20 protein-coding genes and 1 riboswitch are annotated in these 23257 nt (G+C 66.6%); of the genes, 13 read left to right on the top strand and 7 right to left on the bottom strand.

Annotated features, from left to right (window positions below; translation table 11 throughout):
* Nucleotides 1–144 precede the first annotated feature (144 nt).
* Both JFY56_RS08995 and JFY56_RS08990 read right to left on the bottom strand, forming a co-directional pair.
* On the bottom strand, nt 145–2094 hold the full coding sequence (locus JFY56_RS08995) for an oxidoreductase (RefSeq protein ID WP_208313198.1): 1950 nt from the start codon (nt 2092–2094) through the stop codon (nt 145–147).
* Nucleotides 2095–2130: 36 nt separating this feature from the next.
* On the bottom strand, nt 2131–2481 hold the full coding sequence (locus JFY56_RS08990; protein ID WP_208313196.1) for an AraC family ligand binding domain-containing protein: 351 nt from the start codon (nt 2479–2481) through the stop codon (nt 2131–2133).
* A gap of 303 nt (nt 2482–2784) precedes the next feature.
* On the opposite strand from JFY56_RS08990, the gene JFY56_RS08985 reads away from it, so the two are divergent.
* On the top strand, nt 2785–3828 hold the full coding sequence (locus JFY56_RS08985) for an ABC transporter substrate-binding protein (protein ID WP_208313194.1): 1044 nt from the start codon (nt 2785–2787) through the stop codon (nt 3826–3828).
* 301 nt (nt 3829–4129) lie between these two features.
* On the opposite strand, the gene JFY56_RS08980 is transcribed toward JFY56_RS08985, so the two are convergent.
* From JFY56_RS08980 to JFY56_RS08970, 3 genes are read right to left on the bottom strand one after another with little or no spacing between them, the layout of a single operon-like run.
* On the bottom strand, nt 4130–4915 hold the full coding sequence (locus JFY56_RS08980; protein WP_408004392.1) for a class II aldolase/adducin family protein: 786 nt from the start codon (nt 4913–4915) through the stop codon (nt 4130–4132).
* Nucleotides 4916–4934: 19 nt separating this feature from the next.
* A complete protein-coding gene (locus JFY56_RS08975) occupies nt 4935–5873 on the bottom strand; it encodes a CobW family GTP-binding protein (RefSeq protein WP_208313190.1) in 939 nt (312 codons plus the stop codon).
* Nucleotides 5870–7618, bottom strand: coding sequence for an amidohydrolase (locus JFY56_RS08970; protein WP_208313188.1), 1749 nt, complete (start codon nt 7616–7618; stop codon nt 5870–5872). Before JFY56_RS08970 ends, JFY56_RS08975 begins: the two co-directional genes overlap by 4 nt.
* 101 nt (nt 7619–7719) lie before the next feature.
* Between JFY56_RS08970 and JFY56_RS08965 the strand changes: the two genes are divergently transcribed.
* The 6 genes from JFY56_RS08965 to JFY56_RS08940 all read left to right on the top strand — a co-directional run bounded on the left by JFY56_RS08965 (nt 7720) and on the right by JFY56_RS08940 (nt 14106).
* Nucleotides 7720–8745, top strand: coding sequence for a helix-turn-helix transcriptional regulator (locus JFY56_RS08965; RefSeq protein WP_208313186.1), 1026 nt, complete (start codon nt 7720–7722; stop codon nt 8743–8745).
* A 390-nt stretch (nt 8746–9135) separates the two neighbouring features.
* Nucleotides 9136–10059 carry a LysR substrate-binding domain-containing protein gene (locus tag JFY56_RS08960; RefSeq protein WP_208313185.1) on the top strand — a complete coding sequence of 308 codons (924 nt, stop codon included), beginning with the start codon at nt 9136–9138 and terminating at the stop codon, nt 10057–10059.
* A 125-nt stretch (nt 10060–10184) separates the two neighbouring features.
* Nucleotides 10185–11270, top strand: a complete 1086-nt coding sequence (locus JFY56_RS08955; protein WP_208313183.1) for an ABC transporter ATP-binding protein — start codon at nt 10185–10187, stop codon at nt 11268–11270.
* 54 nt (nt 11271–11324) lie between these two features.
* Complete coding sequence (locus tag JFY56_RS08950) at nt 11325–12437, top strand: ABC transporter substrate-binding protein (protein ID WP_208313181.1); 1113 nt, start codon at nt 11325–11327, stop codon at nt 12435–12437.
* 16 nt (nt 12438–12453) lie between these two features.
* A complete protein-coding gene (locus tag JFY56_RS08945; RefSeq protein WP_208313180.1) occupies nt 12454–13290 on the top strand; it encodes an ABC transporter permease in 837 nt (278 codons plus the stop codon).
* Nucleotides 13291–13293: 3 nt separating this feature from the next.
* Nucleotides 13294–14106, top strand: a complete 813-nt coding sequence (locus tag JFY56_RS08940; RefSeq protein WP_208313178.1) for an ABC transporter permease — start codon at nt 13294–13296, stop codon at nt 14104–14106.
* Between the two features lie 144 nt (nt 14107–14250).
* On the opposite strand, the gene JFY56_RS08935 is transcribed toward JFY56_RS08940, so the two are convergent.
* Nucleotides 14251–15711, bottom strand: a complete 1461-nt coding sequence (locus JFY56_RS08935) for a TolC family outer membrane protein (RefSeq protein ID WP_208313177.1) — start codon at nt 15709–15711, stop codon at nt 14251–14253.
* 174 nt (nt 15712–15885) lie between these two features.
* A riboswitch (TPP riboswitch) is annotated at nt 15886–15992 on the top strand.
* Between the two features lie 109 nt (nt 15993–16101).
* Here JFY56_RS08935 and thiC point away from each other — a divergent pair.
* Together thiC and cytX are read left to right on the top strand one after the other, a co-directional pair.
* Nucleotides 16102–17985 (top strand): phosphomethylpyrimidine synthase ThiC, encoded by a 1884-nt coding sequence (gene thiC, locus JFY56_RS08930; protein WP_208313176.1) that lies wholly within the window; start codon nt 16102–16104, stop codon nt 17983–17985.
* Between the two features lie 153 nt (nt 17986–18138).
* The gene (cytX, locus tag JFY56_RS08925; RefSeq protein WP_208313175.1) at nt 18139–19407 is read left to right on the top strand and encodes a putative hydroxymethylpyrimidine transporter CytX; all 1269 of its coding nucleotides are present in this window, start codon (nt 18139–18141) and stop codon (nt 19405–19407) included.
* 138 nt (nt 19408–19545) lie between these two features.
* Here cytX and JFY56_RS08920 read toward each other — a convergent pair whose 3' ends face one another.
* Entirely contained in the window at nt 19546–20298 is a 753-nt protein-coding gene (locus JFY56_RS08920) for an RsiV family protein (protein ID WP_208313174.1), read from the bottom strand.
* Between the two features lie 216 nt (nt 20299–20514).
* Here JFY56_RS08920 and JFY56_RS08915 point away from each other — a divergent pair, with 216 nt between their 5' ends.
* The 4 genes from JFY56_RS08915 (at nt 20515) to JFY56_RS08900 (ending at nt 23254) form a co-directional block, all read left to right on the top strand.
* Nucleotides 20515–21132 (top strand): NUDIX domain-containing protein, encoded by a 618-nt coding sequence (locus JFY56_RS08915; RefSeq protein WP_208313173.1) that lies wholly within the window; start codon nt 20515–20517, stop codon nt 21130–21132.
* Nucleotides 21123–21581: a DUF1249 domain-containing protein gene (locus tag JFY56_RS08910; protein ID WP_208313172.1), complete on the top strand. Its 459-nt coding sequence runs from the start codon at nt 21123–21125 to the stop codon at nt 21579–21581. Before JFY56_RS08915 ends, JFY56_RS08910 begins: the two co-directional genes overlap by 10 nt.
* A gap of 162 nt (nt 21582–21743) precedes the next feature.
* Nucleotides 21744–22559 carry a 3',5'-cyclic-AMP phosphodiesterase gene (gene cpdA, locus JFY56_RS08905; protein WP_208313171.1) on the top strand — a complete coding sequence of 272 codons (816 nt, stop codon included), beginning with the start codon at nt 21744–21746 and terminating at the stop codon, nt 22557–22559.
* Nucleotides 22560–22645: 86 nt separating this feature from the next.
* Nucleotides 22646–23254 carry a YqiA/YcfP family alpha/beta fold hydrolase gene (locus JFY56_RS08900; protein ID WP_208313169.1) on the top strand — a complete coding sequence of 203 codons (609 nt, stop codon included), beginning with the start codon at nt 22646–22648 and terminating at the stop codon, nt 23252–23254.
* Nucleotides 23255–23257 lie beyond the last annotated feature (3 nt).

The following is a 23257-nucleotide window of genomic DNA, read 5'->3' as shown; positions in this document are numbered from 1 at the left end:
CCGATGGATTCCTTATCGGCGCTTGTCGTGAGCGCGTGGGTGGGGGAAGTCTCCTACCGTCTGGCTTGCAGAAGCGGGTCTTGTCCCTCCACCCCCGACAGGTTCCTACCCTACCGCCATACAAGCGAGCCATGCCCGCGATCATCAGATCGCCCACGCGGCCTTCAGGCCCTCGAAGATCGCCTCCTCGGCGGTGCGTGGCGCCAGGCAGTCGCCGATGCGCTTGACCTCCACCAGTCCGGCGAGTTCGCCGGCCAGGGTGTCCACCGGCTCGTGGCCGTGGCAGAGCACCAGGGTGTCGATGTCCTCGAACAGCATCGGCTCGCCGCTGGCGGTGTGCTGCATGTACACGGTGGTGTCGTCGCAGCCGTAGAGGCGCGCGTAGGGCGTGACCGGAATGCCCAGGCGGTGCAGCTCGCCGGCCATGTGGTCGCGCACGTAGAGCGGCAGGCTCTCGCCGCAGTGGATGCCGTTCACCGCCAGCTGCACCTGATGGCCGTCGCGCACCAGGCGTTCGGCGATGCCCGGGGCGATCCAGTCGCAGCGCCAGTCGGTGACCAGCACCGAGCGGCCGATCTTCACTTCGCCGCGCAGCACCTGCCAGGCGTCCACTACCTGCAGCTCGCCGCCGTTCTCGAATTGCGGCCAGTAGGGCTTGGCGCCGGTGGCGACGATCACCACGTCCGGGCGCTCGCGTTCGACCAGCGCGCGGTCGACGCGGGTGTTGCGCAATACACGCACGCCGGCCAGTTCCATCTCGCGCTGGAGGTTGGTCGAGGCGCCGCCGAATTCGGCGCGACGCGGCAGCAGCTGGGCGAGGTTCACCTGCCCGCCAAGCTGCGAGGACGCTTCGCAGAGGGTGACGTCGTGGCCGCGCTGTGCCGCAACCGCCGCCGCCTTCATGCCTGCGGGACCGCCGCCGGCAACCAGCACCTTCTTGCGCTGGCGGGCCTGTTCGATGCGGCCGTAGATCAGCTCGCGGCCGGTTTCCGGGTGCTGGATGCAGGAAATCGGCAGGCCGCGGTGGAAGTGGCCGATGCACGCCTGGTTGCAGGCGATGCAGGCGCGCACGTCGTCATGGCGGCCGGAGCCGGCCTTGTTCGGCATCTCCGGATCGGCGATCAGCGCGCGGGTCATGCCGCACACGTCGGCCTGGCCGCGGGCGACGATCTGCTCGGCTTCCTGCGGCTGGTTGATGCGCCCGGTGACGAACAGCGGGATATCCAGGCGCGACTTGAAGCTGCCGGCGGTGGGCGCCAGGTAGGCGGCTTCCACGGCCATCGGCGGCACGATATGGATGGCGCCGCCGAGCGATGCCGAAGTGCCGGCGACGATATGTACGTAGTCCAGTTCGCCCTGCAGCGCCTGCACGGCCTGCAGCGACTCGTCCTCGGTCAGGCCCTCGGGGTCGCGCTCGTCGGCGGAGATGCGCAGGCCGACGATGAAGTCCTCGCCGGTGGCCTCGCGCACGGCGGCGAGCACTTCGCGGAGGAAGCGCAGGCGTGCGTCGAGGTCGCCGTTGTAGCCGTCCTCGCGGCGGTTCACCCGCGGGTTGAGGAACTGCGCCGGCAGGTAGCCGTGGCTGGCGACCACTTCCACGCCGTCCAGCCCGGCGGTCTTCAGGCGGCGCGCGGCGGCGGCGTAGCCGGCGACGATCTCGTCGATCATCGCCTGGTCCAGCGCGCGCGGCATCACGTGGAAGCGCTCGTTCGGCGAGGCGGAGGCGGAATAGGCCACCGCCAGCAGGCCGTCGGCGGACTCCATGATCTCGCGGCCGGGGTGGAAGATCTGCGACAGCACCACGGTGCCCTCGGCATGGCAGGCCTCGGCGACCCTGCGGTAACCCTCGATGCAGGCGTCGTCGGTGGCCATCAGCACGTGCGAGGTGTAGCGCGCGCTGTCGTGCACCCCGGCGACCTGCATGACGATCAGGCCGACGCCGCCTTCCGCCCGCGCCTTGTGGTAGGCCACCAACTGGTCGTTGACCAGGTTGTCGGTGGGCATGGAAGTGTCGTGGCCGGTGGACATGATGCGGTTCTTCAGGCGCTTGCCACGGATTTCCAGCGGGCTGAACAGGTGCGGGAAGGCGGTCATCGGGAGGCTCCGTTTCTTGTTATGGGTGGGACCGGATCAGGCGTTGCGGGCCTGCCAGTCCACGGGGTACAGCGCGTAAAAGACCGTCGCCTTCTCGCCCTCGTAGGCCAGCGGCGTGCGTTCCGGCACCCAGATCACGTCGCCGGGACGGGCGTCGATGACGCGGTCGGCCAGGCGCAGGCGGAAGTTGCCCTCGATCACCACGATCAGTTCGTCGTAGAGCACCGTCCATTCGATGGAACAGCCGTCGAAGCGCGCCATGCCGGCGCCCATGGTCTGGCTGTCCGCCGGGCCGATCAGGCGGCAGATGGCAGCGCGCTCGGCGGGCTGGCCGCCGTAGGGTTGGAACTGCAGTTCGGGCTTGGAGAAATGGATCACGTCGGACACGGTCGGGCTCCTGGGCGGGTCATCTAACGTAGATCCATAGAAATTTACCTTCAGTAAAAAATCAACTTGTTTTTTTAAAATCGACTGGGTAGTTTTTAGCCAGGCCCGCTGCCAAGGCGGGCGCTATCAGCGACGTGCTCCACAACAACAACAACGGAGATGCGCATGAATCCATTGCAACGGTCCGGCCGTCCCGGCCGCCGTATTCCGCTGTCTGTTCGCCCGGTGCACCCGCCACTTCACCGTCCGCCCTGCCTGTTCCCGGCCGGGTGCGCGGCATCTGTCCCGAGGAGGTAATGCCCGATGATTTTGCGGAAGAACGCTTTGCAACCCTTGCTGCTGGCCCTCGGGCTCGGTGTCGGTGCCGCCCACGCGGCGGAAAGCATGGTGGTGGTCGGCTACGGCGGCGCCGGTCAGAAGGCGCAGGAAGTCGCCTTCTTCAAGCCGTTCACGGCCAGCACCGGGGTCAAGCTGGTGCAGAGCGAGTACAACGGCGAGATGGCCAAGATCAAGGTGATGGCCGACACCGGCCATGCCGACTGGGACCTGGTGCAGATCGAAGGGCCCGACCTGGCCCGCGGCTGCGATGAAGGCCTGTTCGAGCGCCTGGACTGGAATGCCATTGGCGGCGACCAGCAACTGATCCCCAACGCGGCCAAGGAATGCGGCTCGGCGGCGCTGGTCTGGGGCGTGGCGATCGCCTACGACGCCGACAAGCTGAAGGCTGTGCCGACGTCCTGGGCGGATTTCTGGGATGTGCAGAAGATCCCCGGCAAGCGCGGCCTGCGCAAGCGCGCGGTGTACAACCTGGAATTCGCCCTGATGGCCGACGGCGTCAAGGCCGAGGACGTGTACAAGACGCTGGCGACCAAGGCCGGCCAGGATCGCGCCTTCGCCAAGCTCAACCAGATCAAGCCCTACGTGCAGTGGTGGGAAGCGGGCGCGCAACCCGCGCAGTGGCTGGCCGCCGGCGACGTGGTGATGACCTCCACCTACACCGGCCGCATCGCCGACGCGCACAAGGGCGGGCGCAACCTGGCGCTGGTCTGGCCGGGCAGCCTGTACGGCATGGACTACTGGGCGATCATCAAGGGCTCGCAGCATGTCGATACGGCCAAGCGCTTCATCGCCTTCGCCAACCAGCCGGACGCGCAGGTGAAGTACGTCGACAACATCCCCTACGGCCCGACCAACAAGGAAGCGGCCGGCAGGCTCGAACCCAAGCTGGCCAGTTGGGTGCCGACCTCGCCGCAGAACCTGGCGGTGGGGCTGGCGATGGACGATGAGTTCTGGGTCGATCACGGCGAGGAGCTGGAAGAGCGCTTCAATGCCTGGGCGGCGCAGTAGGTCGGGCATCTAGTGGTGGATGACTTCGGTCATCCACCCTACGCATTAACCGCGTTCCCGTAGGATGGGTTGAGCAACGCGATACCCATTACCTGTCGGCAAACTTCCGATGGGTATCGCTGCGCTCAACCCATCCTACGGTGTTGGGATGCCTCGCCGTAGGGCGGGTGAAACCCGCCGAATCGGTGGCACGGAGGGTGGCGGGTTGCACCCGCCCTACCGGCTGCACTCAACTCCTCCTACGACACTACGCAGAGCGGCAATGTTGGGCTTCGCAGGCTCAGCGCCAACCTACGGAACCTCAGTCCCGATATCCCGGCGAAACGCGGTCGAGCATGCGCAGCAGCGCTTGCCAGGCCAGGTCGTTGGCGTCGGTGTCGGTCAGGTCGCCTTCGGCTTGTGGCTGTGCCGGGGCGTTGAACTGGCGTTCGGTGCGTTCGCAGACTTCCTTCGACGGGATCACCAGTTCGCCGCCGGCCTGGGCGGCCAGCTGGATGTCGCAGGCCTTCTCCAGGTAGTACATGCGCAGGAACGCCTGCTGCACGGTTTCGCCGATGGTGAGCAGGCCATGGTTGCGCAGCATCAGTACGGAATGCTCGCCGAGGTCGCGTACCAGCCGTTCCTGCTCGTCGAAGGAGAGGGCGATGCCTTCGTAGTCGTGGTAGCCGATGCGCCCGTAGAACTCCATCGACATCTGGTTCAGCGGCAGCAGCCCGCAGGCCTGCGCGGCCACCGCGCAGCCGGCGCGGGTGTGGGTGTGCAGCACGCACTGGGCATCCTCGCGGGCGGCGTGGATGGCGCTGTGGATGACGAAGCCGGCCGGGTTGACCTTGTACGGCGTCGGTTCCACCGGCTGGCCGTCGAGGTCGATCTTTACCAGGCTGGAGGCAGTGATCTCGTCGAACATCAGCCCATACGGATTGATCAGGAAATGATGTTCCGGCCCCGGCAGGCGCACGGAAATGTGGGTGAAGATCAGGTCGCTCATGCGGAAATGCGCGATCAGGCGGTAGCAGGCCGCCAGCTCCTCGCGCAGTTTCCATTCCTCGGCCGGGCAACTGGCGCGGGAGATTGTTGGGGTCGGCATGGTGGTCATTCTTGTCTCCTCATTGGCAAACCGGGGCGCCCACCAGGCAGGCGGCCAGGCCTTGTTCAAGCTGCGCGCGCAGTTCGCTCTGGCGCCCGGCGATGAACACCAGGCAGTTGTCGCCCGCTTCCGACTCCGCGGCAAGGAACTGGCTGCGCCCGCCGACGTACTGCAACCACAGCGGCTCATCACGGCCGCTCAGGTGTACGCGACCCTTGAGGCGGAAAAGTCCCTGCGGCAGGCCGTCCAGCCAGGCGCGCAGGCGTTGCGGGTCGAGTTGGCCGGCGGAGCGCCACAGCCAGCTTTCGAAGAGTTCGGCGTGGTTGTTCATGGCCAGCGGCAGCAGGCGTTCCGGCCGCTCGGCGGGAAGTTCGCCGAACAGCAGTGCGTCGGGCAGTTCGGACTGGATCGTCTCGACCATCCGCTCCGGTTCGCCGAAGCGCCGGCGCAGCTCGTCCAGTTGCTCGCGGCTGGCCAGGTCGCACTTGTTCAGCAGCAGCAGGTCGGCGGCGGCGGCCTGGCGGCGTTCCAGCCGGGCGTATTCGCCATCCAGCGGTTCCGTGCGTGCGGCGTCCACTACGGTGATCAGCGCGTCGAGGTGCAGGCGCTTGCGCAGCTGTGGATAACCCAGCGCCTGGACGATCGGCTGTGGGTCGGCCACGCCGCTGCATTCGATGACGATGCGCTCCACCGGCGGCTGCACGCCCGCCAGCCGGCCGAGCTGGGCCAGCAGATCGTCCTGCATGGTGCAGCACAGGCAGCCGTTCTGCAGGCTGTACACCGCGTCGCTCTGCTCGGCGATCATCTCGGCATCGACGTTCAGTTCGCCGAAGTCGTTGACGATCAGCGCCAACCGCCGCCCCTGGCTGCGCTGCAGCAGGTTGCGCAGCAGGGTGGTCTTGCCGGCGCCGAGGAAGCCGGCGACCACCGTGACCGGGATGCTCGCCGCCGCGCTCATTTGCCGTCTCCTTCCAGCACGGGCGGCTCGCCCTGCCAGGTCGCCTGCAGCGGCGTGCCGGCGAATGCGCCCTGTTGGTCGTAGACCGGGCGGCCCTCGACGAAGGTCAGGCGCACCTGGGTGCGGTGGATGTAATTGCGCGCCGGCTGGGCGAACAGGTCGCGGTCGAGGACGATGAAGTCCGCCGACTTGCCGGGCTCGATGCTGCCGGTCAGGTGCTCCAGGTTCATCGCATGGGCGCCGTTCAGGGTGACCACGCGTAGCGCCTGCTCCAGGCTGATCGGCTCGCCGAAGCACGCCGGGTCGTCGTTCCACGGGTTCTGTCGGGTGACGATGGTTTCCAGCGCCAGCCACGGATCGATGGACGCCACCGGCCAGTCGGTGCCCATCACCGCGATGCCGCCGGCGGCCAGCACGCCCTTGTAGTCGTAGATGCGCTTCAGCCGCTCGGCGCCGTAGCCGGAGCGCGCGCCGCTGGCGAAGGGCGTCGGATACCAGGCCGCCGGGGAGAACTCGGCGATCACCTCCAGTTCGCGGAAGCGCTTGAGGTTGCCCGGATGCAGGATGGTGCTGTGCGCGCACTGGTGGCGAATGCCGCTGGAGCCGTTGCGCCGGCGCGCTTCGGCCACCGCGTCGAGGAACACGTCGGAGGCGCCATCGCCGGTGCAGTGGGCGATCACGCGGATGCCGCGGCGGTCCATGTCCACCACCATGTCGGTGATGTGCTCGGGCGTCAGGTTGAGCTTGCCGCGCCAGCTGTCCTCGCCCGGCCAGGGGCTGATGAGGAAGGACGAGCGCGGCTCGACGGTGCCGTCGAAGTGGAATTTCACCGCGTTGGCGCTGAGTCGCGCGCTGCGATAGTAGTGGCGCTCGCCGCTGAGCAGTTCCCAGCGCCGGCGCACCGGGAAGATGTCGTCCTGCCAGCTGATCGCCGCTTCCACCCGCAGGCTCAGCTCGCCGGCGTCGTCCAGTTCCTTCAGCGCCTGCAGGCGGTGCTCGCAGACGTGCACGTACTTGCTCGCGGTGACGCCGCGGGCGCTCTGGAAATGCACGCCGTCGCGGTAGGCGCGGCGCAGCACGGCGACCGGCGTCGGCGGCATGGCGGCGTGGATCAGCGCGTAGGCGCCGTCGATCAGCAGGCCGTTGGGCTCGCCGGTCAGTTCGTCGCGCTCCAGGTAGCCGTTGCGCGGATCGGGGGTGCTGGCGTCGATGCCGGCCAGTTCGAGGGCGCGGGAGTTGACCATCATGGTCCCCCACATGCGGTCGAGCAGGGCCACCGGGCGGTCCGGCATGACGCTGTCGAGCCACTCGCGACCCGGCTTCAGCCCCGCCTCGCGGAAGGTGTAGCGGACCCAGTACTGGCCGTAGATCCAGCCGTCGCCGGGGTGGCTGTCGGCGTAGGCGCGGATGGCGGCGGCCACCTGCTCCGGCGTCGGGTCCTCGATGCCAACGTCGAGATCGTCGGCGTAGCGCGGCGCCAGGGCGAGATCCGGGTGGGTGTGCATGTCGTGCAGGCCGGGCATGCAGAAGGCGCCGTCGAGGCTGTGCACGCGGGTCTGCGGACCGACCAGATGCTCCAGCTCCGCCAGGCGGCCGACGGCGAGGAAGCGGCCGTCGCGGATGGCCACCGCGTCCGCCCAGGGCTGAGCCGGGTCAAGGGTGTAGAAGCGGCCGTCCTTCAGCAGCAGGTCGGCATGGCGGCTGGTCGGCGAATGGCTGGAGCGGAAGGTATCCGGTGCGATCATGGGAGCGGTCCCGTGTTGTTTTTTCGCGAGTATAGGGAGCGCTTTTTCGATGCCGGCTAGCATAAGATGACAATCGACTAGCGCTACACGACAACTTCGCCATGCCCGACCAGCAGTCCGATATCGACTACGCCGCGCGTCAGCAATACCAGCGCTTCCTTGAGGAATGGCAGTCTCGCCCCGGCTTGCCGCCGCTCGATCCGCTGCTCGCCGGTCTCGGCCTGCCGGCGGGGGCGACGGCCGCCAGTGCGATGACCTTCGACCGCTACTACCGCCTGCTGCGCCTGGCCGCCGGGATGCTCTGGCCGGGGGATTTCTTCCTGCGCCTGGGGCAGCGCTACAACCTGTTCGACATGGGAGTGATCGGCTATGCGCTGATCAGCGCCGCCAACCTGCGGCGGTCGTGGGATATCTCGCTCGGGCAGCGTTCGAACCTGCTACCGCATCCGATCCATGTCGCGCGGGAGGAAGGGCCGCGGCACATGAATCTGGTGCTGAACCTGCCGCCTTTCAGCGAGGCCGAATGCCATGCTCTCTGCGACGAGTGGCTGAGCAGCACCTGGCGCTGGCTGTGCCAGCGGCTGCCGGAGCTGGCGGAATGCCGGGAGATCGAAGTGCGGCTGCCTTTTGCGCCGCCGCCCCATGCGGCGGTGTATTCCGAGCTGTTCCCCGGGCGCGTGCTGTTCTCGGCGGAGCGGGCGGAGATGCGGGTTCCCGGGGAATTCCACGAGCGGCCGTTCACCACGTCCAATCCTTCGGTACTGCGCCTGTGCCTGACCCAGGGCGCGGCGACGCTGGCCGGTTTCGAGGGCGGGCAGGGCTTGCCGGATGACGTGCGCTTTTTCCTGCTGCAGAACGCCCGCGTGCCGCTGCCGGACCTGGAGGAAACCGCCGCGCACTTCCGCCTGCCGCCGCACACGCTGCAGCGCCGGCTGCGGGCGCATGGGCTGACGTTCAAGGGCATCGTCTACGAGGTGCGGATGGCGCTGGCGCAGCGGTATCTGCTGGCGAGCCGGATGAGTGTGCAGGAGATTGCGTTTCTGCTCGGGTATGAGCATGTGACGAGTTTTCACCGGGCGTTCTTGCGGCAGGTGGGGACGACGCCGGAGCGGTTTCGGGAGAGGTGAGATGCTCGGGAACCTGGCGTCGTCGGAAGGTCCCTGCCACCGCAACCCTCACCCCCGCCCTCTCCCAGAGGGAGAGGGGGTATTCGAGTGGCCGGAGAGCACCGTGCCAACCACATGCACCGGACAGCCCCCTCTCCCTCTGGGAGAGGGTTGGGGTGAGGGCGATCACCAGCAAGTGGGTATTCCTGCGCGCAGTCCGTAGGGCGGGTGCAACCCGCCACGGTGCCCGGTCCGTTCTGGCGGGTTTCACCCGCCCTACGTCTGACGCATCGCCAGCAAGCTGGCTCCTACAGGTAAGGCCAAGGCAGTGCTCCCAATAACGTAGGATGGGTCGAGCGAAGCGATACCCATCGCCGCCATAATTCGAAAGACAGAAACCGGAGCCCACCCATGCGTTTCCCCTCGATGACCGCCCTGCGCGTGCTCGATGCCGTCGCCCGGCTGGGCAGCCTGTCCGAGGCGGCCAGTGAGCTGAGCCTGACCCGCAGCGCGGTGAGCCATCAACTGCACGCGCTGGAAGACTGCCTTGGTATCGCCCTTACCGAGCGCGCCGGGCGCGGCATCGTGCTGACCTACCAGGGCGAATGCTTCGCCCGCGAGACGCAGCGTGCGCTGGCGATCCTCAACGAGGCGCGGCGCTTCGCCAATGCCGAGGAGATTTCCGGGCGGCTGTGCATCAGCTGCACGCCCGGTTTCGCCACCTACTGGCTGTGCCACCAGATCGGCAAGTTCCAGCGCGCCCATCCGCAGGTGGAGCTGAGCCTGGTCTCGCCGCGGGTTCCCGACGACGTCAGCAACCGCGACGTCGATCTGTTCATCGCCTATGGCGTCGGCGACTGGCCGGACCTGCATGTCGAGCTGATCGCCACCCTCGACACCTTCCCGGTGTGCAGCCCGTCGCTGCTCAACTCCTGCGGCGGCGTCGACTCGCCGGAAGACCTTGCCAACCTGCCGCTGCTGCACATGGTCGACCACTCCGACTGGCTGCTGTGGGCCACCGCCGCCGGCGTGCGGGATCTCAATGTGCGCAATGGCATCGTCTTCTCCGATGCGCACCTGGTGCAGTCGGCGGCCATCGCCGGGCAGGGCGTGGCGATGGGCGATGCGCTGGTCAGCGGCGACGCCATGGCCAAGGGGCAGCTGGTGCGGCTGTTCAACGTCGCCATCGAACCGCCGAACCGCTACCACTTCGTCACCGACCCGGCGAAGACCGAACGTTCCGACGTGCGGGCCTTCAAGGCGTGGATGATGGCTGAGCTGCGCATGTCCGAGCAGTTCCGCAATGGCAGCCGGAATGCCTTGATTGGTGAATAAAATTGGACAATGACGTCGAAAAATAGCGATTGATGCTGAAGGAGATTTGACAATACTGCGGAAAAGGCCGGTTTTCTCACCAACCGGCTCATTCCAAGAATAAGAACAAAGACGAGGTAAGCGCAGTGGAGCAACAGCCCCAGCTTCGTGCCATCGGCATTGGCAAGAACTACGGAAGCTTCCGTGCCCTGGATTCCGTCTCAATCGATATCGAGCAAGGCGAATTCCTCACCCTGCTGGGGCCGTCCGGTTCCGGCAAGACCACCTTCCTGATGATCCTCGCCGGTTTCCAGAACCACTCCCACGGGCGTCTGGAAGCCAACGGGCAGGATATCTCCCGCGTCCCGGCGGAAAAGCGCAACTTCGGCATGGTCTTCCAGGGCTACGCGCTGTTCCCGCACATGAGCATCGAGGACAACGTCGGCTTCCCGCTGAAGATTCGCGGGGTGAAGGCCGAGGAGCGCAACCGCCGCGTGCGGCACATGCTCGACGTGGTCGGCCTCGGCGAGCATCGCGGCAAGCGTCCGAGCGAGCTTTCCGGCGGCCAGCAGCAGCGCGTCGCCATCGCCCGCGCGCTGGTCTTCGAGCCGGACCTGCTGCTGCTCGACGAACCGCTCTCGGCGCTCGACAAGAACCTGCGCGAGCAACTGCAGGCGGAACTGCAGCGCATCCACCGGCAGATCGGCACCACCTTCGTCTTCGTCACCCACGACCAGAACGAAGCGCTGGCGCTGTCCACCCGCATCGCCATCTTCAACCGCGGCCAACTGGCCCAGGTCGATACCCCGGAGCGCATCTACAACCAGCCCGGCAACCGCTTCGTCGCCGAATTCCTCGGCAAGATGAACCTGTTCCCGCTGAGCCAGGTGGACCGCTCCGGCGCACTGGCCCGCGGCCGCTTCGGCGATGCCGAGCTGCATGCCGAACCTTCCGCCGCGCTGCAGGCCGACAAGCCGCTGCTGGCCGTGCGTCCCGAACACATGCAGCTGCATGCCGCGCCGCCGACCGTCGAGGGCCATAACGTGGTGTCGGCGGTGCTCACTTCCCGTACCTACCAGGGCGCCAGCACCGAGCTGGGCCTGGCCACCGCCACCGGTGAGGCCGTGCCGATGAGTCTCGCGGTGCACGCCGATCATCACGCCTCGCGCCTGGAGCAGGGTTCGCGGGTGTGGCTGAGCTGGCCCATCGAAAAAAGCCTGCTGCTGGCCTGAGCCGGCGCAGCGATAAACAGATTTCCCCTTCGCCCCACCGTTCAGGGAACCGCCATGCACACTCCGCATCAGCAAGACTGCATCGAAATCCTCATGGAAAAAGCCCGCCGCGGGCAGATCGACCGTCGCTCCTTCCTCAAGGGCATGGGCCTGCTCGCCGCGCTGCCGCTGGCCATGCGCAGCGGCGTCAGCTTCGCCGCCGACAAGCCGCTGGTGGTGGTGAACTGGGGAGGCGACGCGATCAAGGCGTTCGGCAAGGCCTGGACCGAGAGCTTCACCAAGGCCACCGGCATTCCGGTGAAGATCGACGGCAGCGGCCCGACCGAGGGCGCCATCCGCACCCAGCTGAGCAGCGGCCGGGTGAGCTGGGACGTGGTCGACGCGGAAAGCTCGATCCTGCAGAACCTCGGCAAGGAAGGCCTGGTGCAGCCGATCGACTACAGCATCGTCTCGCGCGACAAGGTGCTGCCGGGCTTCGCCTACGACTACGGCATCGCCGACTACATGCTCAGCTACGTGATCGCCTACGACAGCGAGCGCTTCGGCGACAAGGTGCCGAAGACCTGGAAGGACTTCTGGGACGTCAAGACCTTCCCCGGCAAGCGCACCCTCTACAAGTGGATGAACGGCATGCTGGAGGCCGCGCTGCTGGCCGACGGCGTCGAGCCGGCCAACCTCTATCCGCTGGACGTGCCGCGTGCGCTGGCGAAGATCGAGGAACTCAAGCCGCACGTGCTGGCCTTCTGGGGCTCCGGCGCGGAGACCCAGCAACTGCTGCTGGAGGGCGAGGTGTCCATGGGAGCGATCTGGAACACCCGCGCGCAGGTCATCACCGAGGACAGCGAAGACCGCATCAAGTGGACCTTCGACAACGCGCTGCTCGGCTGCAGCAACTGGGGCGTGCTGAAGGGCAACCCGGGCGGCACCGAGGCGGCGATGCGCTTCATCGCCCATGCGCAGGACCCGCAGTCGCAGGTCGAGCTGTTCACCATGTTCGGCAACGGCCCGGCCAACCCGGCCGCCGCATCGATGATTCCGGCCGACCGCAGGCACCTGAACTGCACCGACCCGGACAACCTGCCGAAGCAGATCATGCTCAGCCACGAGTGGTACACAGACCACTACGCGGTGGCGCTGGAGCAGTACCTGACGCATATCTCCAAGTGAGCGGGAGGCGGAATCCATGGCCGATAACGCCCCTTCGCGGCTGAAGCTGGGAGCGCTGCTCCTGCCGCTGCCGCTGGTCCTCCTGCTGTTCTACGTGCTGCCGTTCGCCGGCGTGGTGGGCTGGAGCTTCACCCTGCCGGAACCGGGCATCGAGCAGTACCAGCGGATCGCCACCGACCCGGCGATCCACGACGTGCTCTGGCGGACGTTCCGCCTGTGCACCACGGTGACGCTGGTGTCCGTCGCCATCGCCTACCTGATGGCGTACTGCTGGGTGTTCAGCTCGCCGTTCTGGCAGCGCATGGTGGAAATCTGCGTGTTCATCCCGTTCTGGCTGTCGGTGCTGGTACGCGCCTTCGGCTGGCTGATCGCCCTGCGCAGCAACGGCATGCTCAACGGCTGGCTGCAGTCGCTGGGGATCGTCAGCGAGCCGCTGCAACTGACGCGCAACGAGCTGGGCGTGGTGATCGGCATGGTGCACTTCATGGTGCCGTTCGCGATCTTCCCGCTGGTCTCGACCATGCGCCGCCTCGACCCGCGCGTGCTGCTCGCCGCCCGCGGCCTGGGCGCCGGCCAGCTGCGCACGTTCTGGAACATCTTCGTGCCGCAGACGGTGCCGGGTGTGCTCGGCGCCTTCATCATCGTCTTCGTGTTCTGCCTGGGCTTCTTCATCACCCCGGCGATCCTCGGTGGCGGGCAGACGGCGATGGTCGCCGAGTACGTCTACCTGCAGATGTTCCAGACCAGTAACTGGGGGCTGGGTGCCGCACTCAGCGTGGTCCTGCTGGCGCTGGTCAGCGGGCTGATCTGGGCGCTGCTGCGCATGACCCGCGTCGACAAACTGGTGGGCTGACCTATGAATGAACATCAAAGCAAGGCTGGAAGCCGCCTGCTGGCGGTGATGGCGATGATCTTCATGCTGTTCCCGCTGCTGGCGGTGATCCCGGTGTCCTTCACCTCCAAGCGCTTCCTGTCGATGCCGAACGGCAACTGGTCGCTGCGTCACTACGAGGCGCTGGTGAGCAGTCCGGAGTGGATGTCGGCCATCGGCCAGAGCCTGGTGGTGGCGACGGCGACCTGCGTGATCGCCACGGCGCTGGCGGTGAGCTTCAGCCTCGGCATCTGGTACCTGCGCTCGCGCCTGGCGACCCTGCTGATCGGCCTGGTGCTGCTGCCGATGGCGATCCCGCCGATGATCTCGGCGATGGTCCTGTACTTCATGGAAACCACCGTCAGCAAGTTCGCCCCGGCGCTCGGCTACGACACCCTGTTCGGCCTGACTATCGCGCACATCGTGATGGTCGTGCCCTACGGTGTGGTGACCATGCTGGTGGCCCTCAGCCAACTGGACCGGCGCATCGAACTGGCGGCGCGCAACCTCGGCGCCAGCCTCGGCCAGACCACCTTCATGGTGGTGCTGCCGAACCTCAAGCTGGGCATCGCCAGCACCGCGCTGCTGTACTTCGCGCTGTCCTGGGAGGAGATCGCGGTGACCCTGTTCGTCACCAGCACCGAGGTGAACACGCTGCCACGGCAGATCTGGTCCGGCCTGCGCGACAACATCGATCCGGCAGTGGCGGCGATTTCCGTGCTGCTGATCGGGTTGACGCTGGTGGCGCTGATCGGGCGGATGGTGGCGCAGCGTTTTGCGGCGCGGATACCCGTGTAGGTTGGGCTGAGCCCGCGAAGCCCAACGAACCGGAGGACACTGACGTTGGGCTTCACTGCGTTCAGCGCCAACCTACGGTTACCGATCGGGACGTGCGGCGGAAACGAAAAAGCCCGGCATCCGCCGGGCTTCTTCCATTTCCACTCAGTACCGCGCGCCACCCTTCATCTGCTCTTCCGCGGCCTTTGCCAGGTCCGGCGGCAGGAAGTCCTTGTCCGGGTCGTAGTCCGGCTTCAGGTAGCTGCTCAGGGCCTGCAGGTCGGCCGGGCTGAGGGTGCCGGCGGTCTGCTTCAGGCGCAGGTTGTCGAGGATGTAGTTGTAGCGGCTGTTGTTGTAGTCGCGCACGGCACTGTACAGCTGGCGCTGGGCGTCGAGCACGTCGACGATGTTGCGGGTGCCGACCTGGTAGCCGATCTCGGTGGCTTCCAGCGAGCTCTGGTTGGAGATGATCGCCTGGCGCCGCGCCTTCACCGTTTCCACGTCGGTGTTCACCGCGCGGTGCTGGTTGCGCGCGTCCTGCACCACCTGGCGGCGCTGGCTTTCGCGCAGCTGTTCGCTCTGGCTCAGGCGCTGGTACGACTCGCGCACCTGGGAGCTGGTCAGCCCGCCGCTGTAGATCGGCACGTTCAACTGCACGCCGATGGCGGTCTGGTCGACATGACCGCCGAAGCCGCTCTGGCCAGGGAGGCCGCCGGGGGTGTTGGTGAAGCCGAGGGCGTCGTTGTCGCCCTTCTGGTATTGCACCACCGCATCCACGGTCGGCAGGTGGCCGGACTTGCGCTGGCGCAGGGTTTCCTCGGCGGAGCTCACCGCGTAGTTGCTGGCCTGCAGCAGCAGGTTCTGCTGCACGGCGGTATCGACCCAGGCCTTGGCGTCGTTCGGTGTCGGCGTGACCACCGGCAGGGAGTGCAGGATGCCTTCGATGGAGCTGTATTCGCGGTTGGTCAGGGTGATCAGGGCCTGGAAGGCATCTTCCACAGCCTGCTCGGCGATCAGCCGGTTGGCCCGCGCGGTGTCGTAGCCGGCCTGGGATTCGAGCACGTCGGTCTTGTCCGACAGGCCGACGTTGAAGCGTTCGTTGGACTGGTCGAGCTGGCGCTTGAACGCCGCTTCCTCGGCCTTGCTGGCGGCCAGGTTGTCCTGTGCCTGCAAGGCGCTGAAATAGGTGACCGCAGTCTGCAGGATGAGGTTCTGCTGGGTCGCGGAGAACTCCAGTTCGGCCTGCTGGCTGACATCCTTCGCCGCCTTCAGCTGGAACCAGCGATCGAGGCGGAACAGCGGCTGGCTGAGGCTGGCCTGGATCAACTGGGCGCTGCGGTTCAGCGTGATGTCGGGCTCGTCCAGCGAGGTGCGCAGGTCGGTGATGCTGCCCCCGGCATTGACCTGCGGCAGCAACCCGGAGCGCGCCTGCGGCACGACTTCCTTGCGCGCCAGGTAGTCGGCCTGGGCGGCGGCAAGGTCGGAGTTGTTGTCCACGGCATCCTTGTAGACGCTGATCAGGTCAGTCTTGGTCGGCAGCTGGGATGCGGCCGGAGCAGGCTGGGCCGCCCAGGCGAAGCCTGTCGTTGCGGCCACGGCGACAGCCAGGGAGAGTCTGCGCAGCATTCGTTCGTCCTGAAAAGTATGCGGGTTGGGCAAGGCTACGGGCGTCGCCAGGGGCGGTCAAGGCGCCTCTCTGCGGGCGCTCAGGTAGAAGAGTGTAGTTAACCCCGGGAAAGGCGGGCCGAACATTTGGTCCGGTGATGTTGGCCAATCGGTTACGGGTTGTTTAGACTGCGGGCGTTCTTGTCGGGGCGCCCTATACGAGGGGCTGAGATCGGATAGTTCCGGATCCCGTTGAACCTGATCGGGTTAAGACCCGCGTAGGGAACAAGAAGTACGCGTCCCCCAGAGCCTTTCCGGCCGGCCCCAGCCCTCCTGGACGTGTCCTTTCGCTGCAATTCCGCAGCGCCCGCGAAGCCAGGTTCTCCCGACAATCACCCAGGAGAGCCAGCGATGAAAGCCAGCCAGAACAACAATGTCACCCGCCTTGAACAGCTTGATCGTCAGTCGACCCAGCCTTTCCCCAATTCGCGCAAGGTCTACCTGACCGGTTCGCGTCCGGACATCCGCGTGCCGGTACGGGAAATCAGCCTCGCCGACACCCCCACCGCCTTCGGTGGCGAGAAGAACGCCCCGGTATTCGTCTATGACACCTCCGGCCCCTACACCGACCCGGACGTCCGTATCGACCTGCGCAAGGGCCTGCCGGACGTACGTTCGCGCTGGATCGACGAGCGCGGCGACACCGAAATCCTCCCCGGCCTGACCTCCGAATTCGGCCAGTCGCGCCTGGCCGACGCCAGCCTCGACGCCCTGCGTTTCGCCCACGTGCGCACCCCGCGCCGCGCCAAGGCCGGCGCCAACGTCTCGCAGATGCACTACGCGAAGAAGGGCATCATCACCCCCGAGATGGAATACATCGCCATCCGCGAGAACATGAAGCTGCAGGAAGCCCGCGCCGCCGGCCTGCTCGACCAGCAGCACCCGGGGCACAGCTTCGGCGCCAGCATTCCGAAGGAAATCACCCCCGAGTTCGTCCGTGAGGAAGTTGCCCGCGGCCGCGCGATCATCCCGGCGAACATCAACCACACCGAGCTGGAACCGATGATCATCGGCCGCAACTTCCTGGTGAAGATCAACGGCAACATCGGCAACAGTGCGCTGGGCTCTTCCATCGAAGAGGAAGTGGAAAAACTCACCTGGGGCATCCGCTGGGGCGCCGACACGGTGATGGACCTGTCGACCGGCAAGCACATCCACGAAACCCGCGAGTGGATCCTGCGCAACAGCCCGGTGCCGATCGGCACCGTGCCGATCTACCAGGCGCTGGAGAAGGTCAATGGCATCGCCGAGGACCTGACCTGGGAAATCTTCCGCGACACCCTGATCGAGCAGGCCGAGCAGGGCGTGGACTACTTCACCATCCACGCCGGCGTGCTGCTGCGCTATGTGCCGCTGACCGCCAAGCGCGTCACCGGCATCGTCTCCCGCGGCGGCTCGATCATGGCCAAGTGGTGCCTGGCGCACCATAAAGAGAACTTCCTCTACACCCACTTCGAAGACATCTGCGAAATCATGAAGGCCTACGACGTCAGCTTCTCGCTGGGCGATGGCCTGCGCCCGGGCTCCATCGCCGACGCCAACGACGCGGCGCAGTTCGGCGAGCTGGAAACCCTCGGCGAGCTGACCCGGATCGCCTGGAAGCACGACGTGCAGGTGCTGATCGAGGGCCCCGGCCACGTGCCGATGCACCTGATCAAGGAGAACATGGACAAGCAGCTGGAGTGCTGCGACGAGGCGCCGTTCTACACCCTCGGCCCGCTGACCACCGACATCGCGCCGGGCTACGACCACATCACCTCGGGCATCGGCGCGGCGATGATCGGCTGGTTCGGTTGCGCGATGCTCTGCTACGTGACGCCGAAGGAACACCTCGGCCTGCCGAACAAGGATGACGTGAAGACCGGCATCATCACCTACAAGATCGCCGCGCATGCCGCCGATCTCGCCAAGGGCCACCCGGGCGCGCAGATCCGCGACAATGCGCTGTCCAAGGCGCGCTTCGAGTTCCGCTGGGAAGACCAGTTCAACCTCGGCCTCGACCCGGACACCGCGCGCGCCTTCCACGACGAGACGCTGCCGAAGGACTCGGCCAAGGTCGCGCACTTCTGCTCCATGTGCGGACCGAAGTTCTGCTCGATGAAGATCACCCAGGAAGTCCGCGACTACGCCAAGGAGAACGGCCTCACCGATGAGCAGAAGGCCATCGAGACCGGCTTCCAGCAGCAGGCCGCGCGCTTCAAGGACGAGGGCTCGGTGATCTACAAGCAGGTCTGATCCGTTCCGCGACCCGTAAACCCGTAGGATGGGTCGGGACGCGCAGTCTGAGCGGTAAGCGATACCCATCGATGGCCGCCAGCATGGGTATCGCTGCGCTCAACCCATCCTACAAAAGAAAAAAACACCAATATCCAGAGTCAGGCGCGCATCGTGACCACCACCATCGCAACCAGCTACTCCCCGACCATCCCGGTCGCCACCGCCCAGCGTGTGCTCGGCCTGCGCGACATGTTTTCCCTGTGGTTCTCCCTCGGCCTCGGCCTGATGGTGCTGCAGACCGGCGCGCTGCTGGCGCCCGGCCTCGGCCTGGCCGGCGCGCTGGGCGCGATCCTGCTCGGCACGCTGGTCGGCGTGCTGCTGCTGGCCTCCGCCGGGGTGATCGGCAGCGATACCGGCCTGGCCGCCATGGCCTCGCTCAAGCTCAGCCTGGGCAACCACGGCGCGGCGTTGCCGGCGATCCTCAATCTGCTGCAACTGGTGGGCTGGGGCGCCTTCGAGATCATCGTCATGCGCGATGCCGCCAGCCTGCTTTCCGCCCGTGCCTTCGGCGAGAGCAGCCTGTGGAACAATCCGGCGTTGTGGACGCTGGTGTTCGGCGCGCTGGCGACCCTGCTGGCGGTCGCCGGCCCGCTGGCGTTCGTCCGTCGCGTGCTGCGCAGGTGGGGCATCTGGCTGCTGGTCGCCGCCTGCGTGTGGCTGACCGCTGACTTCATCGCCCGCGCCGATTTCGTCGCGCTGTGGAGCAAGACCGGCGACGGCTCCCTGCCGTTCGCCGTGGGCTTCGACATCGCCATCGCCATGCCGCTGTCCTGGCTGCCGCTGATCGCCGACTACTCGCGCTTCGGCAAACGCGCCGGGCAGGTGTTCGGCGGTGCGGCGATAGGCTTCTTCATCGGCTGCTTCTGGCTGATGGGCCTGGGCGTGGCCTACACCCTGGCGTTCGCCGAGGGCAGCGACGCCAATGCGCTGCTGCTGGCGCTGGCCGGTGCGGGCATGGGCATTCCGTTGCTGCTGATCCTGCTCGACGAGTCGGAGAAGGCCTTCGCCGACATCCACTCGGCGGCGGTTTCCAGCGGCATCCTGCTGCCGCTCAAGGTCGAGCACCTGGCGCTGGCCATCGGCGCAATCTGCACGCTGATCGCCTGGTTCGCGCCGCTGGCGGAGTACCAGAACTTCCTGCTGCTGATCGGCTCGGTATTCGCCCCGCTGTTCGGCGTGGTGCTGGTGGACCACTTCATCCTTCGCCGCCGCGCCGCCGCCGAAATTCCCCACGGCCTGCGCTGGGGCTCGCTGCTGGCCTGGGCCGGTGGCGTGGCCACCTACCACCTGCTGGCGAACTGCCTGCCGGACGTTGGCGCGACCTTGCCGGCGCTGGTGGTGGCAGGTGTTCTGCAGCTCGTACTGGGTCGCCGCTCGTAACGGGTAGGGCGGGTGCAACCCGCCATTGGCGCTACGGCGGGTTGCACCCGCCCTACATGTATCGCTTCGCTCAACCCAACCTACACCCGTAGGTTGGCGCTGAGCGCAGCGAAGCCCAACATCTATCCGACATTGCGACTACGACCCGCGCCCTGGAAAGTAGTTGGGCTTCACGATCCCGTTCAATCGCGGATAGGGAATCTTCAGCTCCGGATGGCCGACCGAGTGCGGCGCGATGCTGTCGATGTCGTACTTCAGGGTCAGCGCGCCGAAGGTCAGGGCGATGTGCGGGGTGCGCTGGAACGGCCAGTCCTTGAGGAAGTTCGGCTCCTGCTCCTCCAGCTTGTTCTGCACCAGCCAGGCCCGATGGGCCATGCGCGCGGTCTTCCAGAATTCCTCTTCCTGGCCGGGCAGCAGGATGTCCTGCAGGCTCAGTTCGCGATGCAGGCGGCGGTCGTAGTTGATGAAGGAACGGCCGGGCTGGCCGTATTCGCCGCCGGTGAAGCGGTAGCTGGACAGCTCGACGATCACCAGTCCGTCATGCTGCTCGCGTACCTTGGCTTGCAGATAGGCGCTCCAGCCGGGCTCGGCGCTGTTCAGGAAGGTCTTCTCGTAGCTTTCCAGCGAAAGCGGGCGCGGGCCCTGCGGACCGTTGCGGGCGAGGTCGAGCAGGTGCTCGTTGATCGCCGTGTTCAGCGCCGGCTCATCCTCGAAACTCAGGGTGTCGATATTCACCAGCGGGCACTGCTCGCCCTGGCAGCCCGGCTGCAGGTGTTCCCACGTGCTGCGCGTGGGCGTGAGCGGGTCGTCCATGCCCGGTTTGAACAGACTCTGGCAGGCCCCGAGCAAAAGGCACAGGCTGCCGGCGGCGGCGATTTTCAGAAGACGCATGCGATTCCCTGGTTATGCGTAGGAGATTGGCTTCGACCGCCGGGACCCCGTCGGGTTCGGCGCGCAAACCCGGCAGTATGGACCATCCGCGGCGGCCTTGTATGGCGGGATGACGGGCTGCGGACTCGCCGCCGGGCGGCCTGCGAAAGAGGCTGCACGTGGCGTGGCGGCGCGCTAGGATGACCCGAAGTTCACCAGATCAACGAGTGGTTCAGGATGTCGGAATTCTTCAAACCAGGCCCGGATGATGTCGAAATCACCCAACGCGAGCATTGCTTCCGTGGTTTCTATCGGGTCGATCGCCTGCACCTGCGGCACCGGCAGTTCGCCGGCGGCATGGGGCCGGTGATCAGTCGTGAGCTGTTCGTGCGCCACGATGCGGTTTGCGTCCTGCCCTACGACCCGCAGCGCGACGAGGTGGTGCTGATCGAGCAGTTCCGCGTCGGCGCGCTGGAGGCCGGGATGAATCCCTGGCTGCTGGAACTGGTCGCCGGCCTGATCGACAAGGACGAGGAGCCGGAAGAGGTCGCCCGCCGCGAGGCCGTCGAGGAGGCCGGAGTGACCCTCGGCTCGCTGTGGCCGATCAGCGACTACCTGCCCTCGCCGGGCGGTAGCAACGAGCGGGTGCACCTGTTCATCGGTCGTTGCGACAGCAGCAACGCCGGCGGCGTCCATGGTCTGGAAGAAGAGGGCGAGGACATCCGCGTGCATGTCATGCCGTTCGAAGAGGCACTGGCGGCCGTGCGCGACGGGCGCATCAACAATGCGGCGAGCATCATCGCCCTGCAGTGGCTGGCGCTGAACCGCGCCGAGGTCCGGGGATTATGGGTGTGAACCTGCTGCGCGAGCGCTACCGCGTCGACCTGGTCGGCATGCAGTCCACCTGCGAGGCCAATTACCTGCGCCTGATGCGTTTGCTGCCGGACATGCGTGAAGCCCAGTCATCCCGCCGCGTGGCGCTCAGCGAGGGCGAGCGGCTGCTCGGTGTGCTGGCGCTGGAAGTGATCGAATCCTGCCCGTACACCACCACCCTGCAGGTGCGCCAGGAGCTCGGTCTGCCGTGGCTGCCGGCGCCGCGCCTGGAAGTCCGCGTCTACCACGATGCGCGCATGGCCGAGGTGATCGGCGCGGAGCAGGCGAGGCGCCTGCTGGCGATCTATCCCTATCCGAACCGGGCGATGCACCAGCCGGACGAGAAGAGCCAGCTCAATCTTTTCCTCGGCGAATGGCTCAGCCATTGCCTGGCTTGCGGGCATGAACTGGAGCCGGTTCTGCAGCGCTGATCGCCTGGTGGCATGAATGATGGCGCTATGACATGATTCGTCCGATCAACGGCGTCCGCTAATCTGTGATCTGTGACGGTTTCCCGGTTTGCGCTGCGCCGGGGCTGTCACCATATCAGCCCAATAATTCGTGGACGCCTCGCCTCACAGGAGTAGGGCGCCTTGCCTGCACAACCGATTCCCCCTGCCGATTCCGCGGTGCTGCTGGTGCAGCTGTCCGACAGCCATCTGTTCGCCGAGGCTGGCGGCCGTCTGCTGGGCATGGATACCACCGACAGCCTGCAACAGGTTGTGAAGCTGGTGCTCGATGAACAACCGTGCGTCGACCTTCTGTTGGCTACCGGCGACCTGTCGCAGGACGGCTCGGTGGAGTCCTATCGGCGCTTCCATGAGATCAGTTCCGCCATCGCCGCGCCGGCACGCTGGTTCCCCGGCAATCACGACGAATTGCAGCCGATGCGCGAGGCCACCGCGGGCAGCGACCTGCTGCAGCCGGTGATCGATATCGGCGCCTGGCGCATCATCCTGCTCGACTCGACCATCCCCGGCGCCGTGCCCGGCCATGTGGCCGCCGAGCAGCTCGACCTGCTGGAGCAGGCGATCCAGGACGCAGCGGACAGGCATCTGCTGGTCAGCTTCCACCATCATCCGGTGCCGGTCGGCAGCGAATGGATGGACCGCATCGGCATCCGCAACCCGCACGACCTGTTCGCCGTGCTCGACCGTTATCCACAGGTGCGCTGCCTGCTGTGGGGGCACGTGCACCAGGAAATCGACCGCATGCGCGGCAACGCCCGCCTGCTGGCCTCGCCGTCGACCTGCGTGCAGTTCGCTCCGCAAAGCGCGGATTTCTGCGTCGACCGCCTGGCGCCGGGCTACCGCTGGCTGCGCCTGCTGCCTGACGGTACGCTGGAGACCGGCGTATCGCGGGTCACCGGCATCGATTTCGAGATCGATTACAGCGTCAAGGGCTATTGACCCTCCGGGGCGCAGGCGTGACGGATTTACGCTGCCGGAAGCCTGCGGCTTGCAGGGCGCAGCCCCTGCTTGTAGCCTGCCGCCCCATGACCGCACTTCTTTATATCCACGGTTTCAACAGCTCGCCCGCCTCGCACAAGGCCCGCCAACTGGTCGCGGTCATGGAGCGGCTCGGGCTGGGCGACCGTTTGCGCGTGCCGACGCTGGACAATCACCCGCACCAGGCCATCGCGCAACTGGAAGCGGCGATTGCCGAACTGGGCCGGCCGCTGCTGATCGGCAGTTCGCTGGGCGGCTACTATGCGACCCACCTCGCCGAACGCCATGGCCTGAAGGCCGTGCTGATCAATCCGGCGGTGCTGCCGGGGCAGTCGTTCGAAAGCTATCTCGGCCCGCAGCAGAACCACTACAGCGGCGAAACCTGGGAGCTGACCCGCGAACATGTCGCCGCCCTGGCCGCGCTGGAGATGCCGCCGCCGCGGGACCCGGCGCGCTACCAGGTGTGGCTGCAGACCGGCGACGAGACGCTCGACTACCGGGTCGCCGAACGCTTCTATCGCGCCTGCGCGCTGCGCATCGAGGCCGGTGGCGACCACTCCTTCCAGCGCTTCGCCCGCCATTTCCCGGCGCTGCTGGCCTTTGCCGGCGTGCCTGCGGAACTGTGGCGCGACATCGATTTTTCGACCTTTGACTGAACA

Source organism: Pseudomonas schmalbachii, from assembly GCF_017589465.1.
In the GTDB taxonomy this organism is placed as follows: Bacteria; Pseudomonadota; Gammaproteobacteria; order Pseudomonadales; family Pseudomonadaceae; genus Pseudomonas; species Pseudomonas schmalbachii.
This window is presented reverse-complemented; position numbering and strand designations above follow the sequence as displayed.